17 protein-coding genes and 1 riboswitch are annotated in these 18914 nt (G+C 65.0%); of the genes, 11 read left to right on the forward strand and 6 right to left on the reverse strand.

The genetic code is table 11. From position 1 onward, the window contains the following. The first annotated feature begins 27 nt into the window (after positions 1–27). A complete protein-coding gene (locus E4P29_RS09255; protein WP_135044252.1) occupies positions 28–1818 on the forward strand; it encodes a penicillin-binding transpeptidase domain-containing protein in 1791 nt (596 codons plus the stop codon). 22 nt (positions 1819–1840) lie between these two features. Here the strand turns inward: E4P29_RS09255 and E4P29_RS09260 are convergent, their stop codons facing one another. Next, the gene (locus E4P29_RS09260; RefSeq protein WP_245154234.1) at positions 1841–2710 is read right to left on the reverse strand and encodes a LuxR C-terminal-related transcriptional regulator; all 870 of its coding nucleotides are present in this window, start codon (positions 2708–2710) and stop codon (positions 1841–1843) included. A gap of 139 nt (positions 2711–2849) precedes the next feature. Here E4P29_RS09260 and map point away from each other — a divergent pair, with 139 nt between their 5' ends. After that, the gene (gene map, locus E4P29_RS09265) at positions 2850–3725 is read left to right on the forward strand and encodes a type I methionyl aminopeptidase (protein ID WP_052055004.1); all 876 of its coding nucleotides are present in this window, start codon (positions 2850–2852) and stop codon (positions 3723–3725) included. Positions 3726–3803: 78 nt separating this feature from the next. Continuing rightward, entirely contained in the window at positions 3804–5333 is a 1530-nt protein-coding gene (locus tag E4P29_RS09270) for a cobyric acid synthase (RefSeq protein WP_135043982.1), read from the forward strand. Here the strand turns inward: E4P29_RS09270 and E4P29_RS09275 are convergent. The 3 genes from E4P29_RS09275 to E4P29_RS09285 are packed head-to-tail and all read right to left on the reverse strand — an operon-like array spanning position 5317 to position 7318. Continuing rightward, positions 5317–6012: an ABC transporter permease gene (locus E4P29_RS09275; protein WP_135043984.1), complete on the reverse strand. Its 696-nt coding sequence runs from the start codon at positions 6010–6012 to the stop codon at positions 5317–5319. The genes E4P29_RS09270 and E4P29_RS09275 overlap by 17 nt on opposite strands. Beyond that, a complete protein-coding gene (locus E4P29_RS09280; protein WP_135043986.1) occupies positions 6009–6959 on the reverse strand; it encodes an ABC transporter ATP-binding protein in 951 nt (316 codons plus the stop codon). The genes E4P29_RS09275 and E4P29_RS09280 overlap by 4 nt, the downstream gene beginning before the upstream one ends. After that, positions 6956–7318 (reverse strand): GntR family transcriptional regulator, encoded by a 363-nt coding sequence (locus E4P29_RS09285; RefSeq protein ID WP_027496722.1) that lies wholly within the window; start codon positions 7316–7318, stop codon positions 6956–6958. Before E4P29_RS09285 ends, E4P29_RS09280 begins: the two co-directional genes overlap by 4 nt. A gap of 106 nt (positions 7319–7424) precedes the next feature. On the opposite strand from E4P29_RS09285, the gene E4P29_RS09290 reads away from it, so the two are divergent. Further along, positions 7425–7991, forward strand: a complete 567-nt coding sequence (locus E4P29_RS09290) for a hypothetical protein (RefSeq protein ID WP_057474095.1) — start codon at positions 7425–7427, stop codon at positions 7989–7991. A gap of 7 nt (positions 7992–7998) precedes the next feature. Here the strand turns inward: E4P29_RS09290 and mtr are convergent, their stop codons facing one another. Both mtr and E4P29_RS09300 read right to left on the reverse strand, forming a co-directional pair. Beyond that, positions 7999–9384, reverse strand: a complete 1386-nt coding sequence (gene mtr, locus E4P29_RS09295; protein WP_135043988.1) for a mycothione reductase — start codon at positions 9382–9384, stop codon at positions 7999–8001. Further along, positions 9381–10430 carry an alpha/beta hydrolase gene (locus E4P29_RS09300; protein ID WP_135043990.1) on the reverse strand — a complete coding sequence of 350 codons (1050 nt, stop codon included), beginning with the start codon at positions 10428–10430 and terminating at the stop codon, positions 9381–9383. The genes mtr and E4P29_RS09300 overlap by 4 nt, the downstream gene beginning before the upstream one ends. Positions 10431–10621: 191 nt before the next feature. Here E4P29_RS09300 and mqo point away from each other — a divergent pair, with 191 nt between their 5' ends. The 7 genes from mqo to E4P29_RS09335 all read left to right on the forward strand — a co-directional run bounded on the left by mqo (position 10622) and on the right by E4P29_RS09335 (position 18905). Then, positions 10622–12142, forward strand: coding sequence for a malate dehydrogenase (quinone) (gene mqo, locus E4P29_RS09305; RefSeq protein WP_135043992.1), 1521 nt, complete (start codon positions 10622–10624; stop codon positions 12140–12142). Positions 12143–12153: 11 nt separating this feature from the next. Then, positions 12154–12630 carry a GNAT family N-acetyltransferase gene (locus E4P29_RS09310; RefSeq protein WP_027496727.1) on the forward strand — a complete coding sequence of 159 codons (477 nt, stop codon included), beginning with the start codon at positions 12154–12156 and terminating at the stop codon, positions 12628–12630. Between the two features lie 51 nt (positions 12631–12681). Then, positions 12682–12817, forward strand: a riboswitch (cobalamin riboswitch). A 39-nt stretch (positions 12818–12856) separates the two neighbouring features. Continuing rightward, positions 12857–14800, forward strand: a complete 1944-nt coding sequence (locus tag E4P29_RS09315; RefSeq protein WP_135043994.1) for a magnesium chelatase subunit D family protein — start codon at positions 12857–12859, stop codon at positions 14798–14800. A gap of 11 nt (positions 14801–14811) precedes the next feature. Then, positions 14812–15432 carry a cob(I)yrinic acid a,c-diamide adenosyltransferase gene (gene cobO, locus E4P29_RS09320; protein WP_135043996.1) on the forward strand — a complete coding sequence of 207 codons (621 nt, stop codon included), beginning with the start codon at positions 14812–14814 and terminating at the stop codon, positions 15430–15432. Then, positions 15426–16820 (forward strand): cobyrinate a,c-diamide synthase, encoded by a 1395-nt coding sequence (locus E4P29_RS09325; RefSeq protein ID WP_209205344.1) that lies wholly within the window; start codon positions 15426–15428, stop codon positions 16818–16820. Before cobO ends, E4P29_RS09325 begins: the two co-directional genes overlap by 7 nt. Further along, the gene (locus tag E4P29_RS09330; protein ID WP_167735429.1) at positions 16811–17200 is read left to right on the forward strand and encodes a cobalamin biosynthesis protein; all 390 of its coding nucleotides are present in this window, start codon (positions 16811–16813) and stop codon (positions 17198–17200) included. Before E4P29_RS09325 ends, E4P29_RS09330 begins: the two co-directional genes overlap by 10 nt. Before the next feature lie 37 nt (positions 17201–17237). Continuing rightward, on the forward strand, positions 17238–18905 hold the full coding sequence (locus E4P29_RS09335) for an alkaline phosphatase D family protein (RefSeq protein WP_209205345.1): 1668 nt from the start codon (positions 17238–17240) through the stop codon (positions 18903–18905). The last annotated feature ends 9 nt before the right edge of the window (positions 18906–18914 follow it).

The raw sequence follows: 18914 nt of genomic DNA on the forward strand, positions 1-18914 counted from the left end.
GCAATGAGATCACGTGATGCGACCCGGATGCGCGGACGGCTGGGCGTGGCGACCGTGATCGGTGCCGTCGTCGGTGCCTGCCTCACCGGGTGTACGCCCAAGCCCGACGGTCCGGAGCCCGCAGCTCAGGCATTCCTCGCGGCGTTCGAGGCCAACGACATCCCCGCGGCCGCCGCCGACACCGACAAGCCGGACGCCGCCGCCACCGCATTGAGCGAGGCGTGGACCAATCTGCAAGCAGAGGCCCTCGACGCCGAGACGACGTCGGTTCGAGTCGACGGCGACACCGCCACGGTCGGCTACACCTATCGTTGGCAGCTGCCCAAGGATCGGGTGTGGACGTACGACGGCCAGCTCAACATGGGCCGGAGTGCGGGCGAGTGGGTGGTGCGATGGACCGCCTCGGACATCCACCCGAAGCTCGGCGACACGCAGACCATGGCCTTACGCTCGACGGCTGCACCACGCGCTCGCGTCAACGAGCGCTCCGGCACCGACGTCCTGGTACCCGGGGTCGTACATCGAATCAAGTTCGACGCGTCGAACGCGAACAACGTCGTGGCCTCGGCGACGGCGTTGTCGACACTGCTGTCACCGTTCGACGCGTCGATCACGGCGCAGTCGATCGTCGAGTCGGCGACTTCGATCGACGGCGACTACCCGGTGGCGCTGCTGAGGGACAGCGACTTCGAACCCATCTCGGCGGCGCTCACCGAGATCCCAGGAGTCACGGCGTCCGACGAATCGGATCTCGTATCCACCGACCCCACCTTCGCGCCGGACCTGGTGGGCCAGGTCAAAAAGGCCGTCATCGACGACGTCGACGGTAAGGCCGGCTGGAGCGTGGTGACCAGCAACCGCAACGGCGTCGACATCGACGTCCTCACCGACACCCCGCCCGAGCCTGCACCGTCCTTCTCGATCAGCCTCGATCGAAATATCCAGGTCGCGGCCCAACGAGCAGTGAACGCCAGGGCCGAGCAGGCCATGACGGTGGTCATCCAGCCGTCCACCGGGGCCATCCTCGCGGTGGCGCAGAATCCGGCTGCCGATCGGGACGGACCGGTCGCGTCGGCCGGCCTCTACCCACCAGGTTCGACGTTCAAGATCATCACCGCGGGGGCGGCGATTTCCAGTGGACTCGCGACCCCGGGGAGCACCGTTCCGTGCCCCGGTCGTATCGAGATCGGCGAACGAAGTGTCCCCAACTACAACGAGTTCGCCCTCGGTGACGTGACCATGAGCACCGCGTTCACCCGATCGTGCAACACCTCCTTCGCGAAGCTGGCGAGCGAGATGTCGCCCGACGCGTTGACCGTGGCCGCGTCCCAGTTCGGCGTCGGTCCGGACTACGACGTCGTGGGATTGCCGACCGACTCGGGTTCGGTTCCACCCGCGGACGAACTCGTCCAGCGCACCGAGGACGGATTCGGCCAGGGCAAGGTGGTCGTCTCGACCTTCGGGATGGCACTGGCCGCCGCCACGGTTGCCCACGGCTCCACACCGGTTCCCAATCTTCTGGTCGGACGGGAGACCGCCATCACCGGCGATCATCCACCGATCGAACCTGCCATGGTCGACGGGTTACGCGGCATGATGCGTTCGGTGGTCACCAGCGGCACAGCAGAACGCATCGCCGACCAGGGCGAGGTGTACGGCAAGACCGGGGAAGCCGAGGTCGAGGGCGGATCGCACTCGTGGTTCGTCGGTTACCGAGGCGACATCGCTTTCGCGACCCTGGTGGTACGCGGCGGCAGCTCGGACAATGCGGTCGCCGTCACCCGGGAGATGTTCGAGCAGCTTCCGCCGGGGTACTGATCGCCGCGCCGGTGGGCCGGGTTCAGCCCGACAGCAGCCCGAGTCGACGACACGCGAGAACCGCTTCGTATCGAGTATGCGAGTCGGTCTTCCGCATGACGCTGCGGAGATAGGACTTGACCGTCTCGGCACCGATCGACAGCCGTGCCGCGACTTCGACGTTGGTGCAACCGAGCGCGACCTGCGAGATGACGTCGATCTCGCGTGGCGTCAGTGCCTGTGAGGTGCCTGTGTCGCTGTCCTGGTGTGCCGTGCGACCGAGCGTTGCTGCCAGTCGGGCGGTGACCGCGTCCAGTCTGCGCCGGACCGCCGCGTCTCCGATCGACTGAGCGAGGTCGGCCAGCTCGTCGTGCACAGTGCGCACCTCGGCCGTCCACGAGAGGTGCCCGTCCGACGTGGCCCGCGCACTGTCCATGAGACGCACCCGGCGGTCTACCTCGTCGCGGATGGCGATCTCCTGGCCGAGGCGCCGGGCTGCGGCGGTCATGATGTCGCCGACCCGATCGCCGAGGGGCCCGCGTTCTCGCACTGCTGCGTACATCACCATGCGGGCTGCTCCGGCGACGACGACCGGCACCGCCAGGATCGACTTGAGGCCCTCTCCGAGGACCGGCCGGTCGAAGTGGTGGGTGATCGACATCGACGCGCCGTAGTCACTGACGGCCGCGGGCCGACGTTGCTCCATGACTCGGCCACCGAGACCGGATCTGGGCGGGATGGCGAGCCCGTCCAGTCCACGCGTGCGGGTGCCGTGAAATTCGCTGAGGTGCAGTGTTTCCGAGGACACTTCCCCCCCGAACACGACGGGCACGGCGGACGTTGCGGCGACCTGGCGTAGTTCGGCGCGGAGGGCGTCGCCGTCCCGGGGGCGCAACAGACTGGAATGGACCACGACGCTTCCTTCCTCGGTTCGGGTGAGTCGACGTCGAACGTGACCCAGATCATATCCCGTCGCGCGGTTGCGGATTCGGTGGCCTCGACCAGCAGCGCTGGTTCTTCTGGACACGGTTGCGGCGACTACTCTGGACGGCATGTCTGTCACTGCCGAGAGCAAGCCCCGTCAGCCACTCGTGCCAGGCGTCGTCTCGCCCGTCCTCTCCGTGCCCAAGTCGATCGAGCGACCCGAATACGCGTGGAAGTCGACCGTGAACGAAGGCAGCGAGCCGTGGGTGCAGACGCCCGAGGTCATCGAGAAGATGCGCGTGGCGTCGAAGATCGCGGCTCGCGCTCTGCAGGAAGCGGGCCGGGCCGTGGCACCGGGAGTGACCACCGACGAGCTCGACCGTATTGCACACGAGTACATGGTCGACCACGGCGCTTACCCGTCCACGTTGGGCTACAAGGGTTTTCCGAAATCGTGCTGCACCTCGCTGAACGAGGTCATCTGCCACGGAATCCCCGATTCGACGGTGATCGAGGACGGCGACATCGTCAACATCGACGTCACCGCGTACATCGACGGTGTGCACGGCGACACCAACGCGACGTTCCTGGCAGGTGACGTGTCCGAGGAGGCGCGCCTGCTCGTCGAGCGGACCCACGAAGCAACGATGCGTGCCATCAAGGCGGTCAAGCCGGGGCGCGCACTGAACGTGGTCGGGCGAGTGATCGAGTCCTATGCCCACCGGTTCGGCTACGGCGTGGTGGAGGACTTCACCGGCCACGGCATCGGCACGACGTTCCACAACGGCCTCGTCGTGCTGCACTACGACCAGCCGTCGGTGGAGACCATCATCGAGCCGGGCATGACGTTCACCATCGAACCGATGATCAATCTGGGCACGATCAACGCCGAGATGTGGGACGACGGCTGGACCGTGGTCACACACGACCGAAAGTGGACGGCTCAGTTCGAGCACACGCTCGTGGTGACCGAGACGGGTTGCGAGATCCTGACACTGCCGTGAGCGGAGCCTGCGGAGTGAATAGAAATCTGATACTGCCGTGAGCGGAGCCTGCGGAGTGGACAAGAATCCGACACTGCCGTGAAAGGCGCTCTGTTGGTCGCCGGGACCACCTCGGATGCGGGCAAGAGCGTGCTGGTCGCCGGCCTGTGCCGGATGTTGGCGCGGCGGGGTGTTCGGGTGGCCCCGTTCAAGGCGCAGAACATGTCGAACAATTCGGTCGTCACGTTGGACGGCGGCGAGATCGGCCGGGCTCAGGCGATGCAGGCGGCAGCGTGTGGCCTCGAGCCCAGCGTGCGGTTCAATCCGGTGTTGCTCAAGCCCGGAACTGATCGAACGTCGCAGTTGGTGGTGCGCGGGCGTGCGGTGGCCCAGGTGAGTGCGAGCAACTACATCGAACATCGGCAGGCGCTCCGGCATGTGGTCGCCGACGAATTGTCCGCGCTACGTGCCGAATTCGACGTGGTCATCTGCGAGGGTGCCGGTTCACCGGCCGAGATCAATCTGCGCGCGACCGATCTGGCCAACATGGGATTGGCGCGGGCGGCGTCGCTGCCGGTGATCGTGGTGGGCGACATCGACCGCGGGGGAGTGCTGGCGCACCTGTTCGGGACGGTGGCGGTGTTGTCTCCGGCGGATCAGGCTCTCGTTGCGGGGTTCGTGATCAACAAGTTTCGGGGTGATCCGGCTCTGTTGGCGCCAGGACTCGACCAGTTGCGGGCGTTGACCGGGCGACCGACGTACGGAGTCGTTCCGTTCGCCGACGGATTGTGGATGGACGCGGAAGACTCCCTCGGCACGGTTCCCGATGCTCCGGTGGGCAGGCCGCGTCCTCCCATCGGATCCCAGTGGCTACGAGTGGCGGCGGTGCGTTTGCCGAGAATTTCCAACACGACCGATGTCGAGGCGCTGGCGTGCGAGCCCGGAGTATCGGTGCACTGGGTCACCGAGCCTTCTCGGCTCGAGGACGCGGATTTGGTGGTCGTCCCCGGCAGCAAGTCCACGGTGTCGGATCTGGAATGGTTGCGGCGCACCGGTCTTGCTCGTGCCCTTTCCGAGCGCGCCGCTGAGGGGAGGCCGGTTCTCGGCATTTGCGGCGGTTACCAGATGTTGGGCCGAACCATCTCTGATTCCGTGGAGTCAGGCGTCGGAACGGTCGAGGGACTGGGACTGCTCGATCTCGACATCGAATTCGCGGCCGAGAAGGTACTGATGCAGGTGAGTGGTCTTTCCGCCGCATTCGGCTCGGATCCCGTGCAGGGGTACGAAATTCACCATGGACGAGTGATGCGGAACGACGACGATGCCCTGCTGACGTCCGCGGGGGGCGTCGACGAGGGCAGTGTGCGTGGCGGTGTCGCGGGAACTCACTGGCACGGACTCCTCGAATCCGATGATTTCCGTCGATCGTTTCTCGCCTGGGTGGCAGGGAAGGCGGGTCGCTCAGGATTCGAGGTTGCGTCCGACACGTCGGTTGCGGCCCTACGAGAACAGCAGTTGGATCTGCTGGCGGACCTGGTGGAAAGCAACATCGACGTCGACGCCGTTCTCGGTCTGATAGAGAACGGCGTCGACGGCTCGACGAGAAAGATAGTCACGCAGATGCTTTGAGCAGGCCCATCCAACTGACGGTCGAGAAAATCCCGGTGATCACGAGCGGAACGACCACCAGCAGCAACACGCGTGGGGTATCGGTGAAGAACGTCCCGACGTCGGGCCACCAGTTCTGCCACGTGATCACGATCGCGCCGCCTCCGAAGACGACGAGGCCCACGAGTCCGAGCGTGAACAGACCGTTCGTGCGGAAGCGCCGATAGACGACTCCGACGAACGCCCCGATGGACCCGATCAGTAGTAGCCCGATCACCAGAGTCAGCCACTGCAGGAGTGGGTTGTCGGTGGCGTAGCGGGCAAGACCGAACATGCGGATCTTCAGGCCGAAGCCATCGGTCGCGGCTTCGACGACCGACAACAGGTAGATGATCGTGCCGAGGGCGACCGATTGTGCTACCCCTACCAGTGCGGTCGCTGTGAGGAATTCGCGACGCGTGATGCTCAGGCTCAGCGCGTACGGGAAGCACTGGGTGATGGCCGTGACGTAGAAAGCAATAGCGAACCCATACACCGAGAACACGCCGCCGCTGAAGCTGACATCCGAATCGCTTTCCGGGACGACCGAGAAGATGCCGTAGGTGAGCACGAACACTGCGACGAGAATTCCGAGGGGCCACGCGAATGTGGTTGCCCAGGAGGTGTTGTGGACCCGAGCTACGTTCAATATGCGGTTCATGACAAGGCCTCCTCGGCGGTGGTCGACTCGTAGGAAGAGCCCGAATGGGCAGTGGTTCGATCGATGATCAACTGCTGCAACGGGATCGGTTCGATGCTGAGGCCGGCCGCGATGCCGAGGGATTGCTGGTGATCGTTCAGCCGACCGTCTATCGTCGCCCGGGCTGTGGAGCCGAGAGCAGTTCTGTGCAGAATTCGATGCTCCGCAGCGAACCGGTCGACAGCCTCGGTCGGGCCGGTGATCTCGAATGCTCTCTCCCGCAGATCGTCCGACTCGGCGTCGAGAAGAATTCTTCCCTTGTCGATGAGAATCACGTGCTCGATCAGAGTGCTGACCTCGTCGATGAGGTGCGTCGACAGAATGACCGTTCGGGGGTTCTCCGCGTAGTCGGCCAGCAGCCGGTCGTAGAACATATGTCGTGAGACTGCGTCCAGACCCAGGTAGGGCTCGTCGAAGAAAGTGAGTGGGGCTCGGGACGCAAGACCGATGACGATTCCGAGTGCCGACGTCATTCCGCGGGAGAGCTTCTTGATCTTGCGACCCAACGGCAGGTCGAAATCGCGCAGCAATGCGGCGGCGAAGTCGTTGTCCCAGTGCGGAAGAATGTGGGAGGCCTGCGCGATGGCGTTCTTGACCTTCAGATCGTCGGGATACTTCTGGCTTTCCTTGACGAAGCACACGTGACTCAGAGCGCGTGGGTTCTCCCACGGGCGTTCGCCGAATATCGAGATCTGACCCTCACTTTCGCGCATCTGGGCGGTCATCATCTGCATGACGGTGGTCTTGCCTGCTCCGTTACGGCCGAGGAAGCCGTAGATCTTGTTGCGTTCGATCTCGAAGCTCACGTCGTCGACGGCGGTGAACGAGCCGAACTTCTTGGTCAGGTGTGTGGCCGACGCAACGACGCGGCGGAGTTCGTCGGGCGTACCGATATCGTGAATGCTCATCGCGCTGCCTCCCAGTTGTCGAGCATGGTCTTGAGTTCGTCCACGGTCATTCCGAGCTTGCGTGCCTCGGTGACCAGCGGGTCGATGTACTGACGGGCGAACAGATCGCGTCGACGGAACCGGAGTGCGTCCCGTGCGCCTGTGGTGACGAACATTCCGATCCCTCGCTTCTTGTAGACGACGCCGTCGGCGACGAGCTTGGCTAGCCCTTTGCCCGCTGTGGCCGGATTGATGCGGTGGAACGCGGCGAGCTCGTTGGTGGAGGGAACCTGTTCCTCCTCGGCCAGAGAGCCGTCGATGATGGAATTCTCGACGAGCTCGGCGATCTGCAAGAAGATCGGCCTGCCCTCATCCATCAGAACCGCCGCCGGTGCGTCGAGGTTGGGTACCTCACTGGTTCATTACTCATGTAACTAACCATAGAACCGATGCGTGGTTCTGGCAAGAGGCAGTACCGTCGTCCCCATGGAGTTCACGCATGTGAGTGCTGCGGGCGGGTCTGTTTCTTTACGAGTAGCGGGACCGGACAGTCGGCACGCCGTGCTCCTGTTGCCCGACATCGGCGATTCGGTCGATGTCTACGACTCGGTCAGCGAGCGGTTGCACAACTCGGATCTGAAAACCGTTGCGGTGGAAGACATCGATGGAGTGGGGGACGACGCTGTTCTCGCCTTGCTGGACGAGCTGAAGCTGTCGTGGGTCCACCTCGTCGGGAGCGGTGCCGGTGCGGAATCGGCCTGGAGGCTGGCGGCAAAGACCTTCGGCCGGTTTGCCAGCCTCATTGCCGTGGATCGTTGCCACCCTGCCATCGCCGACGATCGGGGAACCGTGCGTGACGCCGAATGCCCCGCAATCGAGTTGCCGACGACGCTGGTCATCGGCAGCTCCGCGATGCGTCCGTCCGCCGACAACAGCGGTCGTTTCGTCTACTCGGACTTTCGGGTCGTCGCGCTCGACGGTGTCGAGCGCGTCGCGGCCGACGCCCCGGCTGCGCTGGCCACGGAGATAGTGCTCCGCACCAGCCCTTGGTGACCGAAAACTACAGTTCGAGGCCGAGTAGCGCGTTCTCGACCACCTCGGGCAGTCCTGGGTGGATCCAGTACTGACCGCGGGCCATGTCTTGGGCGGACAGTCCGAAGCTCATCGCCTGGATGAGCGGCTGGATGAGAGTCGGGGCCTGAGCTCCGAGGATGTGAGCCCCGAGTATCTTGCCGGTGCCCTTCTCGGCGATGATCTTGCACAGCCCTTCGCTGTCCTCCATCGCCCAGCCGAAGGCGACGTCGCCGTAGTTCTGGACCTTCACCGTGATGTCGAGCCCTGCGTCTCGGGCCTGTTCCTCGGTCATACCCACCTCCGCGATCTGCGGGTCGGTGAACACGGCAGCGGGAACGAATCGGTGATCGTAGGTACGCAACGCTGACGTGTCGCCGTGCCAGGCGTCCTGCAACAGGTTGTACTGGACGACGCGAGCTTCCTGATTGGCCACATGCTTGAGCTGATACGGCGAGGACACATCGCCGAGTGCGAAGACGCCCTCGGCTGTGGTGCGGCCGAATTCGTCGACCACGATGCGGCCCTCGTCGTCCAGCTCGATCCCGGCAGCACCGAGATTCAGTCGGTCGCCGTTTGGCTGCCGGCCGACGGCCACGAGGAACGCGTCTCCGAGGACCTTGGTGCCGTCCGAGAGTTCGACGCCGTGCAGTCCGCCCTCGGAAATCCCTCGCGTGTCACCGGACTCGAGGTGAACGTCCCACTTGGCCCGGGCGAGCTCGGTGAATCGTTTCGCTATATCGGCATCCAACGCGCGCAGCAGTGAATCCTTACGGGCGACGATCGACACCTTCGATCCGAGCGCGGAGAAGACGTGCGCGAATTCGGCTGCGATGTAACCGGATCCGAGGATGACCAGGTGTTCGGGCAGTGCCGGTAGGCGCATGACGTCGTTGTTGGTGTGGTAGCTGACACCGGAATCCTCGATCGATTGCGGCACGGTGGGACGTGAGCCGGCCGCGATGACGACCTGGTCGGCGGTGATGGTCGTGCCGGTTCCGGTGTCGATGGTGCGCGACCCGACGAAGCTCGCGTGCCCCTCGAACAGCGTCACGTTGGGGCTGCCCTCGGCGCGGTATCGCTTTCCGCCCTCGGAGATGGGGTCGATGCGTCCGAAGACCCGCTCGACGATGTCCGGCCAGCGGACCGTGTCGACGTGCGCATCGATGCCGTACTTGGAGGAATCTCGTACGGTGCGGGCCACCTCGGCCGCGTAGACGTACATCTTGGTGGGGATGCAGCCGACATTGAGGCACGTCCCGCCGAACGTCGAGTTCTCCTCGATCAGGGCGACCTTCTTGTCGTCGAACCTCTGATCGACGATCGAATTTCCCGAGCCGGAGCCGATGATGACGACGTCGAAGTGTTCAGTCATGAAATGTGTCCGATCTCGGTGTGGTCCTTGCCCGACGCGTGGTCGGTCTTCTCTCCCCGGTGCAACCACTCGAGCCATTCGTCCATTTCCTCGAAGGCGTGGGCGCGTGGGCCCTCTGTGGACAGGAAGACGTCGTGGCGTGCGCCCTCGATGGGGACGATCGAGGTTCGATCACCCAGGCAGCCGGCCCAACGGGCGATCTGCCGGACGTCGAGAACGGCATCGGCCGCGTCGACGGCCGAGCTGTAGCGGCGAGAGAAATGCGTCACTTTCGAGCGAAGGATCAGCGAGGGAATTCCGATATCGAGGCCGCGGTGCAGCTCGGCATGCCCGTGCCGGACCGCACGTATCCAGCCGAAGGTGATGGGGAAGCCGGCGAGGGGTTTCCAGTCCAGGTCGTAATCCCACTCGCCCTGCTCCGATGCCGCCAGGGAAAGGCCGTAGGTGTCCAAGCCGCCCCCGGGAACCGGCGTCTTGGCCCGAAATCTGCCGATGACGTCGATCGCCGCGGTGCCGACGCTACGTATTGCCGGCGGGCCCTGCAGGTCGAACCAGGGGCTGTTGAGGACGACGCCGGCCAGGCCCAACCCGGACGAGCCGCCTTCCTGACGGTTGAGACGGTTGAGCCACAGCGGCAACACGAGGCCACCGGTGGAGTGCGCCATCAGCAGCACCGGGGCGTCCGCGCGCTCGGCGCGCTCGGCGCGCACCAGGCTCAGCGCCTCGTTCAGCTCGGCGTCGTACATCGCCAGATCGGTCACGAAGTGAGCGGTCTGGCCTTCTCGACGCGACCGTCCACATTTGCGCAGGTCGAGCGCGTAGAACGCGTATCCCTTGGCGGCGAAATGTTCGGCGATGTGTCGCTGGAAGAAGTAGTCGGTGAATCCGTGGACATAGATCACCGCGCGGTCGAAGTTGGCGACACCCGGCGGTTGATACCGCACCAGAGTCGCCTCGACCTGGCCCTCGCCGTCCGGATCGTCACCGAGTGGGATGGTCGTCTGTTCGTAGCCGTCGCCGAGGACGTCGGGAACCCAGGTAGTCACAGATCACAACTGTAGTGGGCGCCGCAGACAGCGTCCGAGGAGCACAATCGAGAGCAGGTTGACGTGGTGTCCGATGGGGTAGGCCCAGCTAGTAACCTGACCGCATCGGGTGAGTAACCCTCTACAGAAGAGTTCTCGGACCGATACCGCCACCGGCCGAGACCTTTACAGACAAGGAAGTCGATTCTCCAGTGTCCACAGAAGAGCAGGGTAAGCGGATCAAGACCGACGTCGTTCTGGTCGGTGCCGGAATCATGAGCGCCACCCTCGGTGCGCTGCTCCGTCAGCTCGAGCCGAACTGGTCGATCGACGTCTACGAACGTCTCGACGCTGCAGCAGCCGAGAGCAGCGACGCGTGGAACAACGCAGGCACCGGGCATTCGGCGCTCTGCGAGCTCAACTACACGCCGCAGAACAAAGACGGCAGCGTCGATATCGCCAAGGCGCTCAACGTCAACGAGCAGTTCCAGGTCTCGCGGCAGTTCTGGGCCCACGGTATCGAGACGGGCGTCCTCTCCGACGCCAAGAACTTCATCAATCCGATTCCACACGTGAGCTTCGTACACGGCGAGGACAACGTGAAGTACCTGCGGGCGCGCTACGAGGCGCTCGTCGGCAACCCCCTGTTCGCCGGCATGGAGTACATCGATTCCAAGGACGAGTTCACCGCGCGACTGCCGCTGATGGCTCGTGGCCGTGACTTCTCCGATCCCGTTGCGCTCAACTGGAGTCAGGAAGGCACCGACGTCGACTTCGGTGCGCTCACCAAGCAGCTGCTGAACTACCTGTCCGCTGCCGGCGGCACCGTGCACTTCGGGCACGATGTGCGCAACATCACCAAGCAGTCCGACGGCACGTGGGACGTCAAGGTGGCGAATCAGCGCACCGGTGCCAAGAAGACCGTCAACGCCAAGTTCGTGTTCGTCGGGGCGGGCGGCGGCGCGCTGCACCTGCTGCAGAAGTCGGGCATCGCCGAGATCAAGGGCTTCGGCGGATTCCCCGTCAGCGGCGAATGGCTGCGGTGCACCAACCCCGAGCTGATCGAGCAGCACTCGGCCAAGGTGTACGGAAAGGCCTCGGTGGGAGCTCCGCCGATGTCGGTTCCGCACCTCGACACGCGTGTCATCAACGGCCAGCAGGGATTGTTGTTCGGACCGTACGCGGGCTGGTCACCGAAGTTCCTCAAGCAGGGCAAGATTACCGACCTGCCCGGCTCGGTCAAGCCGGGCAACCTGATGTCGATGCTCGGCGTCGGCGTGACCGAGCTCGGGCTCGTGAAGTACCTGGTGAGCGAGTTGGCTCAGTCGCAGTCCGATCGGGTCGAGACTCTGCGGGAGTTCGCGCCGACCGTCGTTGCCAAGGACTGGGAGCTGGTCACAGCCGGTCAGCGTGTGCAGGTGATCCGCAAGAAGGGACGCGGCGGCGTTCTCGAGTTCGGTACCGCTGTGGTCAACGCTGCCGACGGCAGCATCGCAGGCCTGCTCGGTGCCTCTCCCGGCGCATCGACAGCCGTACCGGCCATGCTGGACGTGCTCCAGCGGTGCTTCGGAGACAAGTACGACGCGTGGCAGCCCAAGCTCAAGGAAATGGTCCCGTCCCTGGGGGTCAAACTGGCTCAGAACAGCTCGCTGTTCGACGAAGTCTGGGCCTGGACCTCGAAGACACTGGAGCTGGAAAGTTCGCGTGAGCTCGCACAGCCCACGGGTGTGTGATAGCAAAAGGTATGAATACGCAAGCAGCAGCTCTCAAACGATCGTGGGCACTAGACCTGTCCAACAGCACGTTGTACGACCTGTTGAAGCTGCGTGTCGAGGTGTTCGTGGTGGAGCAGGCCTGCGCCTATCCGGAGTTGGACGGACGTGACCTGCTGACCGAGACGCGGCACTTCTGGCTCGAACGAGACGGTGAAGTGGTGTGCACTCTGCGTTTGCTCGAAGAGCACGACGACGGCGAGAAGGCGTTCCGTATCGGCCGCCTGTGCACCCAGCGCTCGGCCAGGGGACAGGGACACACCACGCGAATCCTGCGGGCCGCACTGGCCGAGGTCGGTTCGGCACCGTGCCGGATCAACGCGCAGAGCTACCTCGTCGACATGTACGCCAAGCACGGCTTCCTGCCCGACGGCGAGGAAGTGCTCGAAGACGGTATTCCGCACACGCCTATGCGTCGCGGCGGCGGCACCGCGTGGAGCGAGGCGTAGCAGCCCGTTCGGATCCGAAGCTACGAATGCCACACACGTCCAGGCGTGTGTGGCATTCGTTCGTTCGGCGGTAGTGTTCCGTTCGAAGTCGAGTGCGGAGAAGTCCTGTGAGAACCAGGCGCGGTCCCGCCACTGTGTTCAGGAGTGTTCTCCTGTCAGCCAGATCGCCGCCCGGCTTCGTGTCGTCCACCGAACGCTCGGCGCGGAACTCCGAGCACGAAGGGAATTGGTTGTGCAACGAGAGAGCAGTGTCCCCGAACCGGGATATCCGTTCAGTGCGATCGTCGGTCAGGATCAGCTGCGATTGTCGTTGATTCTGTGCGCGGTGCACCCCGGTATCGGCGGTGTGCTGGTGCGCGGAGAGAAGGGGACTGCGAAATCGACGGTGGTTCGCGCGCTCGCAACGCTGCTGCCTGCCGTCGAGGACGAGGACGGTGCCCGCCCGGCCAAGCTGGTCGAGCTTCCGGTGGGAGCGACCGAGGACCGAGTGGTGGGGTCCATCGACCTCGAGAAGGTACTGCGCGATGGGGAACGAGCATTCCAACCCGGCCTGCTCGCAGCAGCACACCGCGGCGTTCTCTACGTCGACGAAGTGAACCTGCTGCATGACCATCTCGTCGACGTTCTGCTCGACGCGGCGGCGATGGGCCGCGTACACGTCGAGCGAGACGGCGTATCGCATTCTCACTCAGCACAATTCGTCCTCGTAGGCACAATGAATCCCGAGGAGGGAGAGCTCCGGCCACAGTTGCTGGACCGATTCGGTCTGGCGGTCGAGGTCACCGCGTCGCGGGATGTGGACGTGCGCATGAATGTCGTGCGCAGGCGAATGAACTACGAGCGTGATCCCCACGGGTTCGCGGCCGCGTACGTCGACGAGGACGCCGCCGTTGCAGCGCAGATCGTGGCTGCACGCACGATCCTCGACGATGTGGTGTTGAGCGACAAGGAACTTCGGAGAATCGCTGCGCTGTGCGCATCGTTCGACGTCGACGGTATGCGCGCCGACCTGGTGGTCGCGCGTACTGCCTCCGCCCACGCTGCGTGGCGAGGCGCGAGCGAGGTGACCGAGGAGGACGTGCGCGTCGCGGCCGAACTGGCGCTACCGCACAGGCGTCGACGCGACCCCTTCGACGAGCCCGGTATAGACGACAAGCAGCTCGACGACGCCATGCGCGACGCCGCCGAACAGGCCGAGCAGCAACCCGATCCCGAGCAGGAGCCGGATCCCGACGGTGACGGCGGAGCGCCCCGGCCCGACGCAGCGGAGAACTCCGAAGCGCCGTCGAACACGGAATCCGACGCCCCGCAGGAACCGGCCGACAGCCAGGAGAAGGCCCCGACCGGTGCCGGCAGCGATCGGCAGGCGGGAACGCCGGGCGCGCAGTTCAAGGCGCGGCTCATCGAACTCCCGGGTGTCGGTGAAGGTGCTCCGGGTAGGCGCTCGCGGTCGAGGTCCTCGTACGGACGGTCGGTTCGTCCCACCGTCGAACCGGGCCGGGGTCTGCATCTGATCGGTACGTTGTTCGCGGCAGCGGAGCAGCAGGTGGTGCGCGGGCGCACGGCCGGGCGGCTGCGACTGGCGCCCGAGGATCTGCGCGGAGCAGTCAAGGAGGGACGCGAGGGCAACCTCATCGTCTTCGTCGTCGACGCGTCGGGATCCATGGCTGCGCGAGACCGACTGTCGGCGGTGACGGGTGCGGTGCTCTCTCTGCTCCGTGACGCCTATCAACGGCGCGACAAGGTCGCGGTCATCACCGTGCGCGGCACCGAGGCCGAGACAGTACTGCCGCCGACGTCCTCGGTCGATGTCGCTGTGACGCGGCTGCGAAAGATGAAGACCGGGGGCAAGTCTCCGTTGGCGCAGGGATTCCTGACCGCACGAGAGTTGGTGCTGCGCGAGAAGGTTCGAGACCCGCTGCGGCGCGCGTTGGTGGTCGCACTGACGGATGGGCGTGCCACGGGCGGCACCGATCCCGTCGGTCGGGCGCGAATCGCCGCCGGTCGCATCGCTGCGGACAAGATCGCGTCGGTCGTCGTCGACTGTGAATCGGGCATGGTGCGCCTGGGACTGGCCGCGGACTTCGCCGGCTGTCTCGGAGGCGGATACGTGGCGCTCGCGGACCTGTCGGCCGAGCAGGTCACTGCCGTCGTTCGCGCAGCGGCGTAGGGGGATACGCGATGCCACAGGGAGTACCTGCTCCGGGAACCGTTCCGGAGGACGGCCTCACGACACGTCAGCGCCGCAATCTGGCGGTGCTCGCCGTGCACACCGGTCCCGGCAAAGGGAAATCGACCGCTGCGTTCGGAATGGCCTTGCGGGCCTGGAACCAGGGTTTCGATGTCGGCGTCTTCCAGTTCGTCAAGAGCGCGAAGTGGAAGGTGGGCGAGGAAGCGGCATTTCGTGCTCTGGGCGACGCGCACGAGAGCACCGGAATCGGCGGCGCTGTCGAATGGCACAAGATGGGCGAGGGGTGGTCGTGGACTCGCAAGAAGGGCAGCGAGGTCGACCACGCCGACGCCGCCGCCGAGGGCTGGCGTGAAATCGCACGGCGGATCGAGCAGCAATCCCATCGCTTCTACGTGTTGGACGAATTCACCTATCCACTCAAGTGGGGCTGGGTCGACGTAGCGGAGGTGGTCGAGGTGCTGACACATCGGCCGGGCAACCAACACGTCGTCATCACCGGCCGCGACGCTCCGCCGGAGTTGATCGCGGCCGCCGACCTCGTCACCGAGATGACCAAGGTCAAGCACCCGATGGATGCGGGTCGAAAAGGGCAGCGGGGCATCGAATGGTGAACCGGTCGTGTCCGGCTGTGGTGATCGCGGCACCCGCGTCGGGCAGCGGAAAGACGACGGTCGCCACCGGACTGATGGGTGCCCTGCGCGGTGCCGGCCGTCGGGTCGCTCCGTTCAAGGTAGGCCCGGACTACATCGATCCCGGCTATCACTCGCTCGCCGCGGGTCTGCCCGGTCGAAATCTCGACGCCGTCATGGTGGGTGCCGACCGCATCGGACCACTGTTTCTGCACGGCAGCAGCGGCTGCGACATCGCGGTGGTCGAAGGCGTCATGGGCCTGTTCGACGGCAAGATCGACATGACCGGTCCGGGGGAGGCGTCCGCCGAGGGGTCGACCGCGCGAGTAGCAGCGATGCTCGGCGCGCCGGTGGTGCTCGTGGTCGACGCACGCGGGCACAGTCAATCCCTCGCCGCCGTGCTGCACGGATTCTCCACCTTCGACTCGAGTGTGCGGATCGGCGGTGTGATTCTCAACCGCGTCGGCAGTGATCGGCACGAACAGGTGCTCCGTCAGGCCTGCGAACGAGTGGGTGTTCCGGTCCTGGGCTCCCTGCCGAGGATGAGTGAATTGGTCGTTCCGTCACGGCATCTGGGGTTGATCACCGCGGTGGAGCACGGCGGTGCCGCTACCGATGCGGTCGACGCGATGAGTGCATTGGTCACACAGTTCGTGGACATCGAGGCGGTCGAGGCTCTGGCGCGTTCGTCGGTGACTGTCCCGGCCTGGAACCCCGCGCTCGAGGTTCGACCGTCCGGTGGCGCGCCGGTGATCGCTGTCGCCGGCGGCCCGGCGTTCACCTTCGGCTACACCGAGCACGTCGAACTGCTCCGGGCCGCCGGCGCAGATGTTGCGGTCTTCGATCCGCTGCGCGACGGATTACCCTCGGGCACAGCAGGAGTGGTACTTCCCGGCGGGTTCCCGGAAGAGCATGCCGCCGCCCTCGCGGCGAACCAAGTGCTCCTCGCCGATATCAGGGCAGCGGCGGCCCGCGGATTGCCGATACATGCCGAATGTGCCGGGTTGCTCTATCTCGCACGGAGGTTGGACGGCCATGCCATGGCCGGGGTAGTCGACGTCGACGCGGAATTCGGGAACACGCTCACCCTCGGGTACCGCGACGCCGTCGCCCTCGAATCGTCGACGCTGTTCGACGCGGGTAGTCGCGTCACCGGCCACGAATTCCACCGAACGAAACTGGTGGATGTTCGAGAGAGCGCACCGGCGGCGTGGGGTTGGCACAAGCAGGGGGTCGACGGCAGAACCGCCGCACGCGAGGGTTTCGTGCAGGATGGTGTTCACGCGTCGTATCTGCACACACACGCGGCGGGAAACCCCGAGTCCATCACTCGATTCGTCTCTGCCGCACACGATTACGCGTGCGTGTGAGGCGTCGTGTCGTCATCGGAATCGGTGCCCGAGCCGGAGTCGGACCCGACGAGGTACAGCAGGCGATCGCCGATGTGTTCGACGAGAACTGGTCGGTGGTGAGCATCGCATCGATCGACCGAAAAGCAGAACTCGTGGCAGCGATCGCGTCGAGAATGGGCGTTCGAGGTGCGACGTTCTCGGCGGCGGAACTCTCGGCAGTCGTCACCGAATCCGGGTCGGACCGTGTACGAGACGCAGTCGGTACTGCCAGCGTCGCGGAAGCGTCGGCTCTGTTGGCCGGCTCGGCGCGACAGCTGCTGGTACCGAAGGCAGTCGGTGCCACCGTGGTCGTTGCGGTGGCTGCGACGGACGAAGAACCGGCGGATCTGCCGCACTGACTGGCGAAAGCGGGCCGACGAGGGCACTGTGGGTCGAATGAGTTCCGACAGTCTGGTTCTACTCGGCCCGATCGTTCGTTATGTCGGCACCGAGACCGCGACCCTGTGGTTCGAGATGGCCCACCCGTGCACCGTCACCGTCGTCACCGATGCCGGCGTCCGAGCATCGGAACGAACGTGGGGAGTGCACGGTCACCACTTCGCGCTCGTTCCACTCGAAGACCTGCCCGCCAACGCGCCGGTGAGCTACGAGGTGTTCGTCGACGAGCACCGGGTGTGGCCGGAGGACGGCAAGCGAGCCAGCATCCACACCGTGGACGCAGCGGGGCCGGTCACGCTGGCGTTCGGGTCGTGTCGGCGCGGCGACGACTACAGCGAGAAGTCCCTGAAGACGATCGGTGCCGATGCACTCGCCGGGCTCGGATCGGCCCTCATCGAACAGGATCCGGGTCAGTGGCCTCAGGCCCTGTTGCTTCTGGGTGACCAGGTCTACGCCGACGACCCGTCGCCCGAGATAGTCGAGCGACTGCAGGCGCGACGGAAGTCGGGAGAGGGGCCGACCAGTGCCGTCGGCACCAACGCAGAGAACGAGATCTGCGACTTCGAGGAGTACTCGTGGCTCTATCGGGAATCGTGGGGACTCGAGCCGGTGCGGACGCTGTTGGCAAGCATCCCGTCGTGCATGATTCTCGATGATCACGATCTGCGGGACGACTGGAATTCGTCGGCCTCCTGGCGTCGTGACATCGAGACCCGGCCGTGGTGGAACGACCGCGTGATCGGGGCTTACTCGTCGTACTGGGTGTATCAACATCTGGGCAATCTCTCGCCGAAGGAACTGGCGGGGGACGAGATGTATGCCGCCGTTCGGTCCGCCGAGACCGACGCGGATCGCGAGAAACTGTTGGCCGACTTCGCGTTACGTGTCGATCGAGCCCCCGAGACCGGCCGGTGGAGCTTCTATCGAGATTTCGGCGACACCCGTCTGATCATGATCGACTCACGCTGCTCACGAAATCTCGACCCCGACAACCGCGAAATGGTCGACGAGAAGGAATGGGCGTGGGTCCGCGAGCGCGCACTCGAGACGACCCCCCGACACCTGCTGTTCGGATCGTCACTGCCGTACCTGATGCTGCCGGCACTGCATCATCTCGAACAGTGGAACGAGGCTGTGGCACAGGGGAGCTGGGGGCCGAGGTCGGCCAAGGTGGCCGAAAAGATGCGAATCGGACTCGACCTCGAGCATTGGGCCGCATTCACCAACTCGTTCAACGACATGGCAGCCCTGACGCGTGAGCTCTCGCGCGGTGACGACAAACCCGCGTCGATCATGTGGCTCTCGGGCGACGTGCACTGCTCGTACGTCGCCAACGCCGACTTCGGTGTCGGCGGGCGGGACGTGCCTGCGACGTACCAGTTGACCATGTCTCCGTTCCGCAATCCGCTGAATCTGCCGATCCGCGCGGTCAACAAACTGGCCGTCAAACGCCCGGCGGCGAGGATCCTTTCGAAGCTGGCGCGGGCCGCTCATGTAGGTCCGTCGGGAGTCGAGTGGCAGGCCGAGGCAGGCCCGTGGTTCGACAACGGGGTCATGCTGCTGACCCTGCACGGCGACTCGGCGCGACTTCAGGTCCACCACGCGCACGTGGACGATGCCGGGAAGCAGGTACTGACACGAACGTCCAGCCTGGCCCTCGCCTAGACCAGGCAC

This window comes from Rhodococcus sp. 1R11 (genome assembly GCF_004563845.1).
In the GTDB taxonomy this organism is placed as follows: Bacteria; Actinomycetota; Actinomycetes; order Mycobacteriales; family Mycobacteriaceae; genus Rhodococcoides.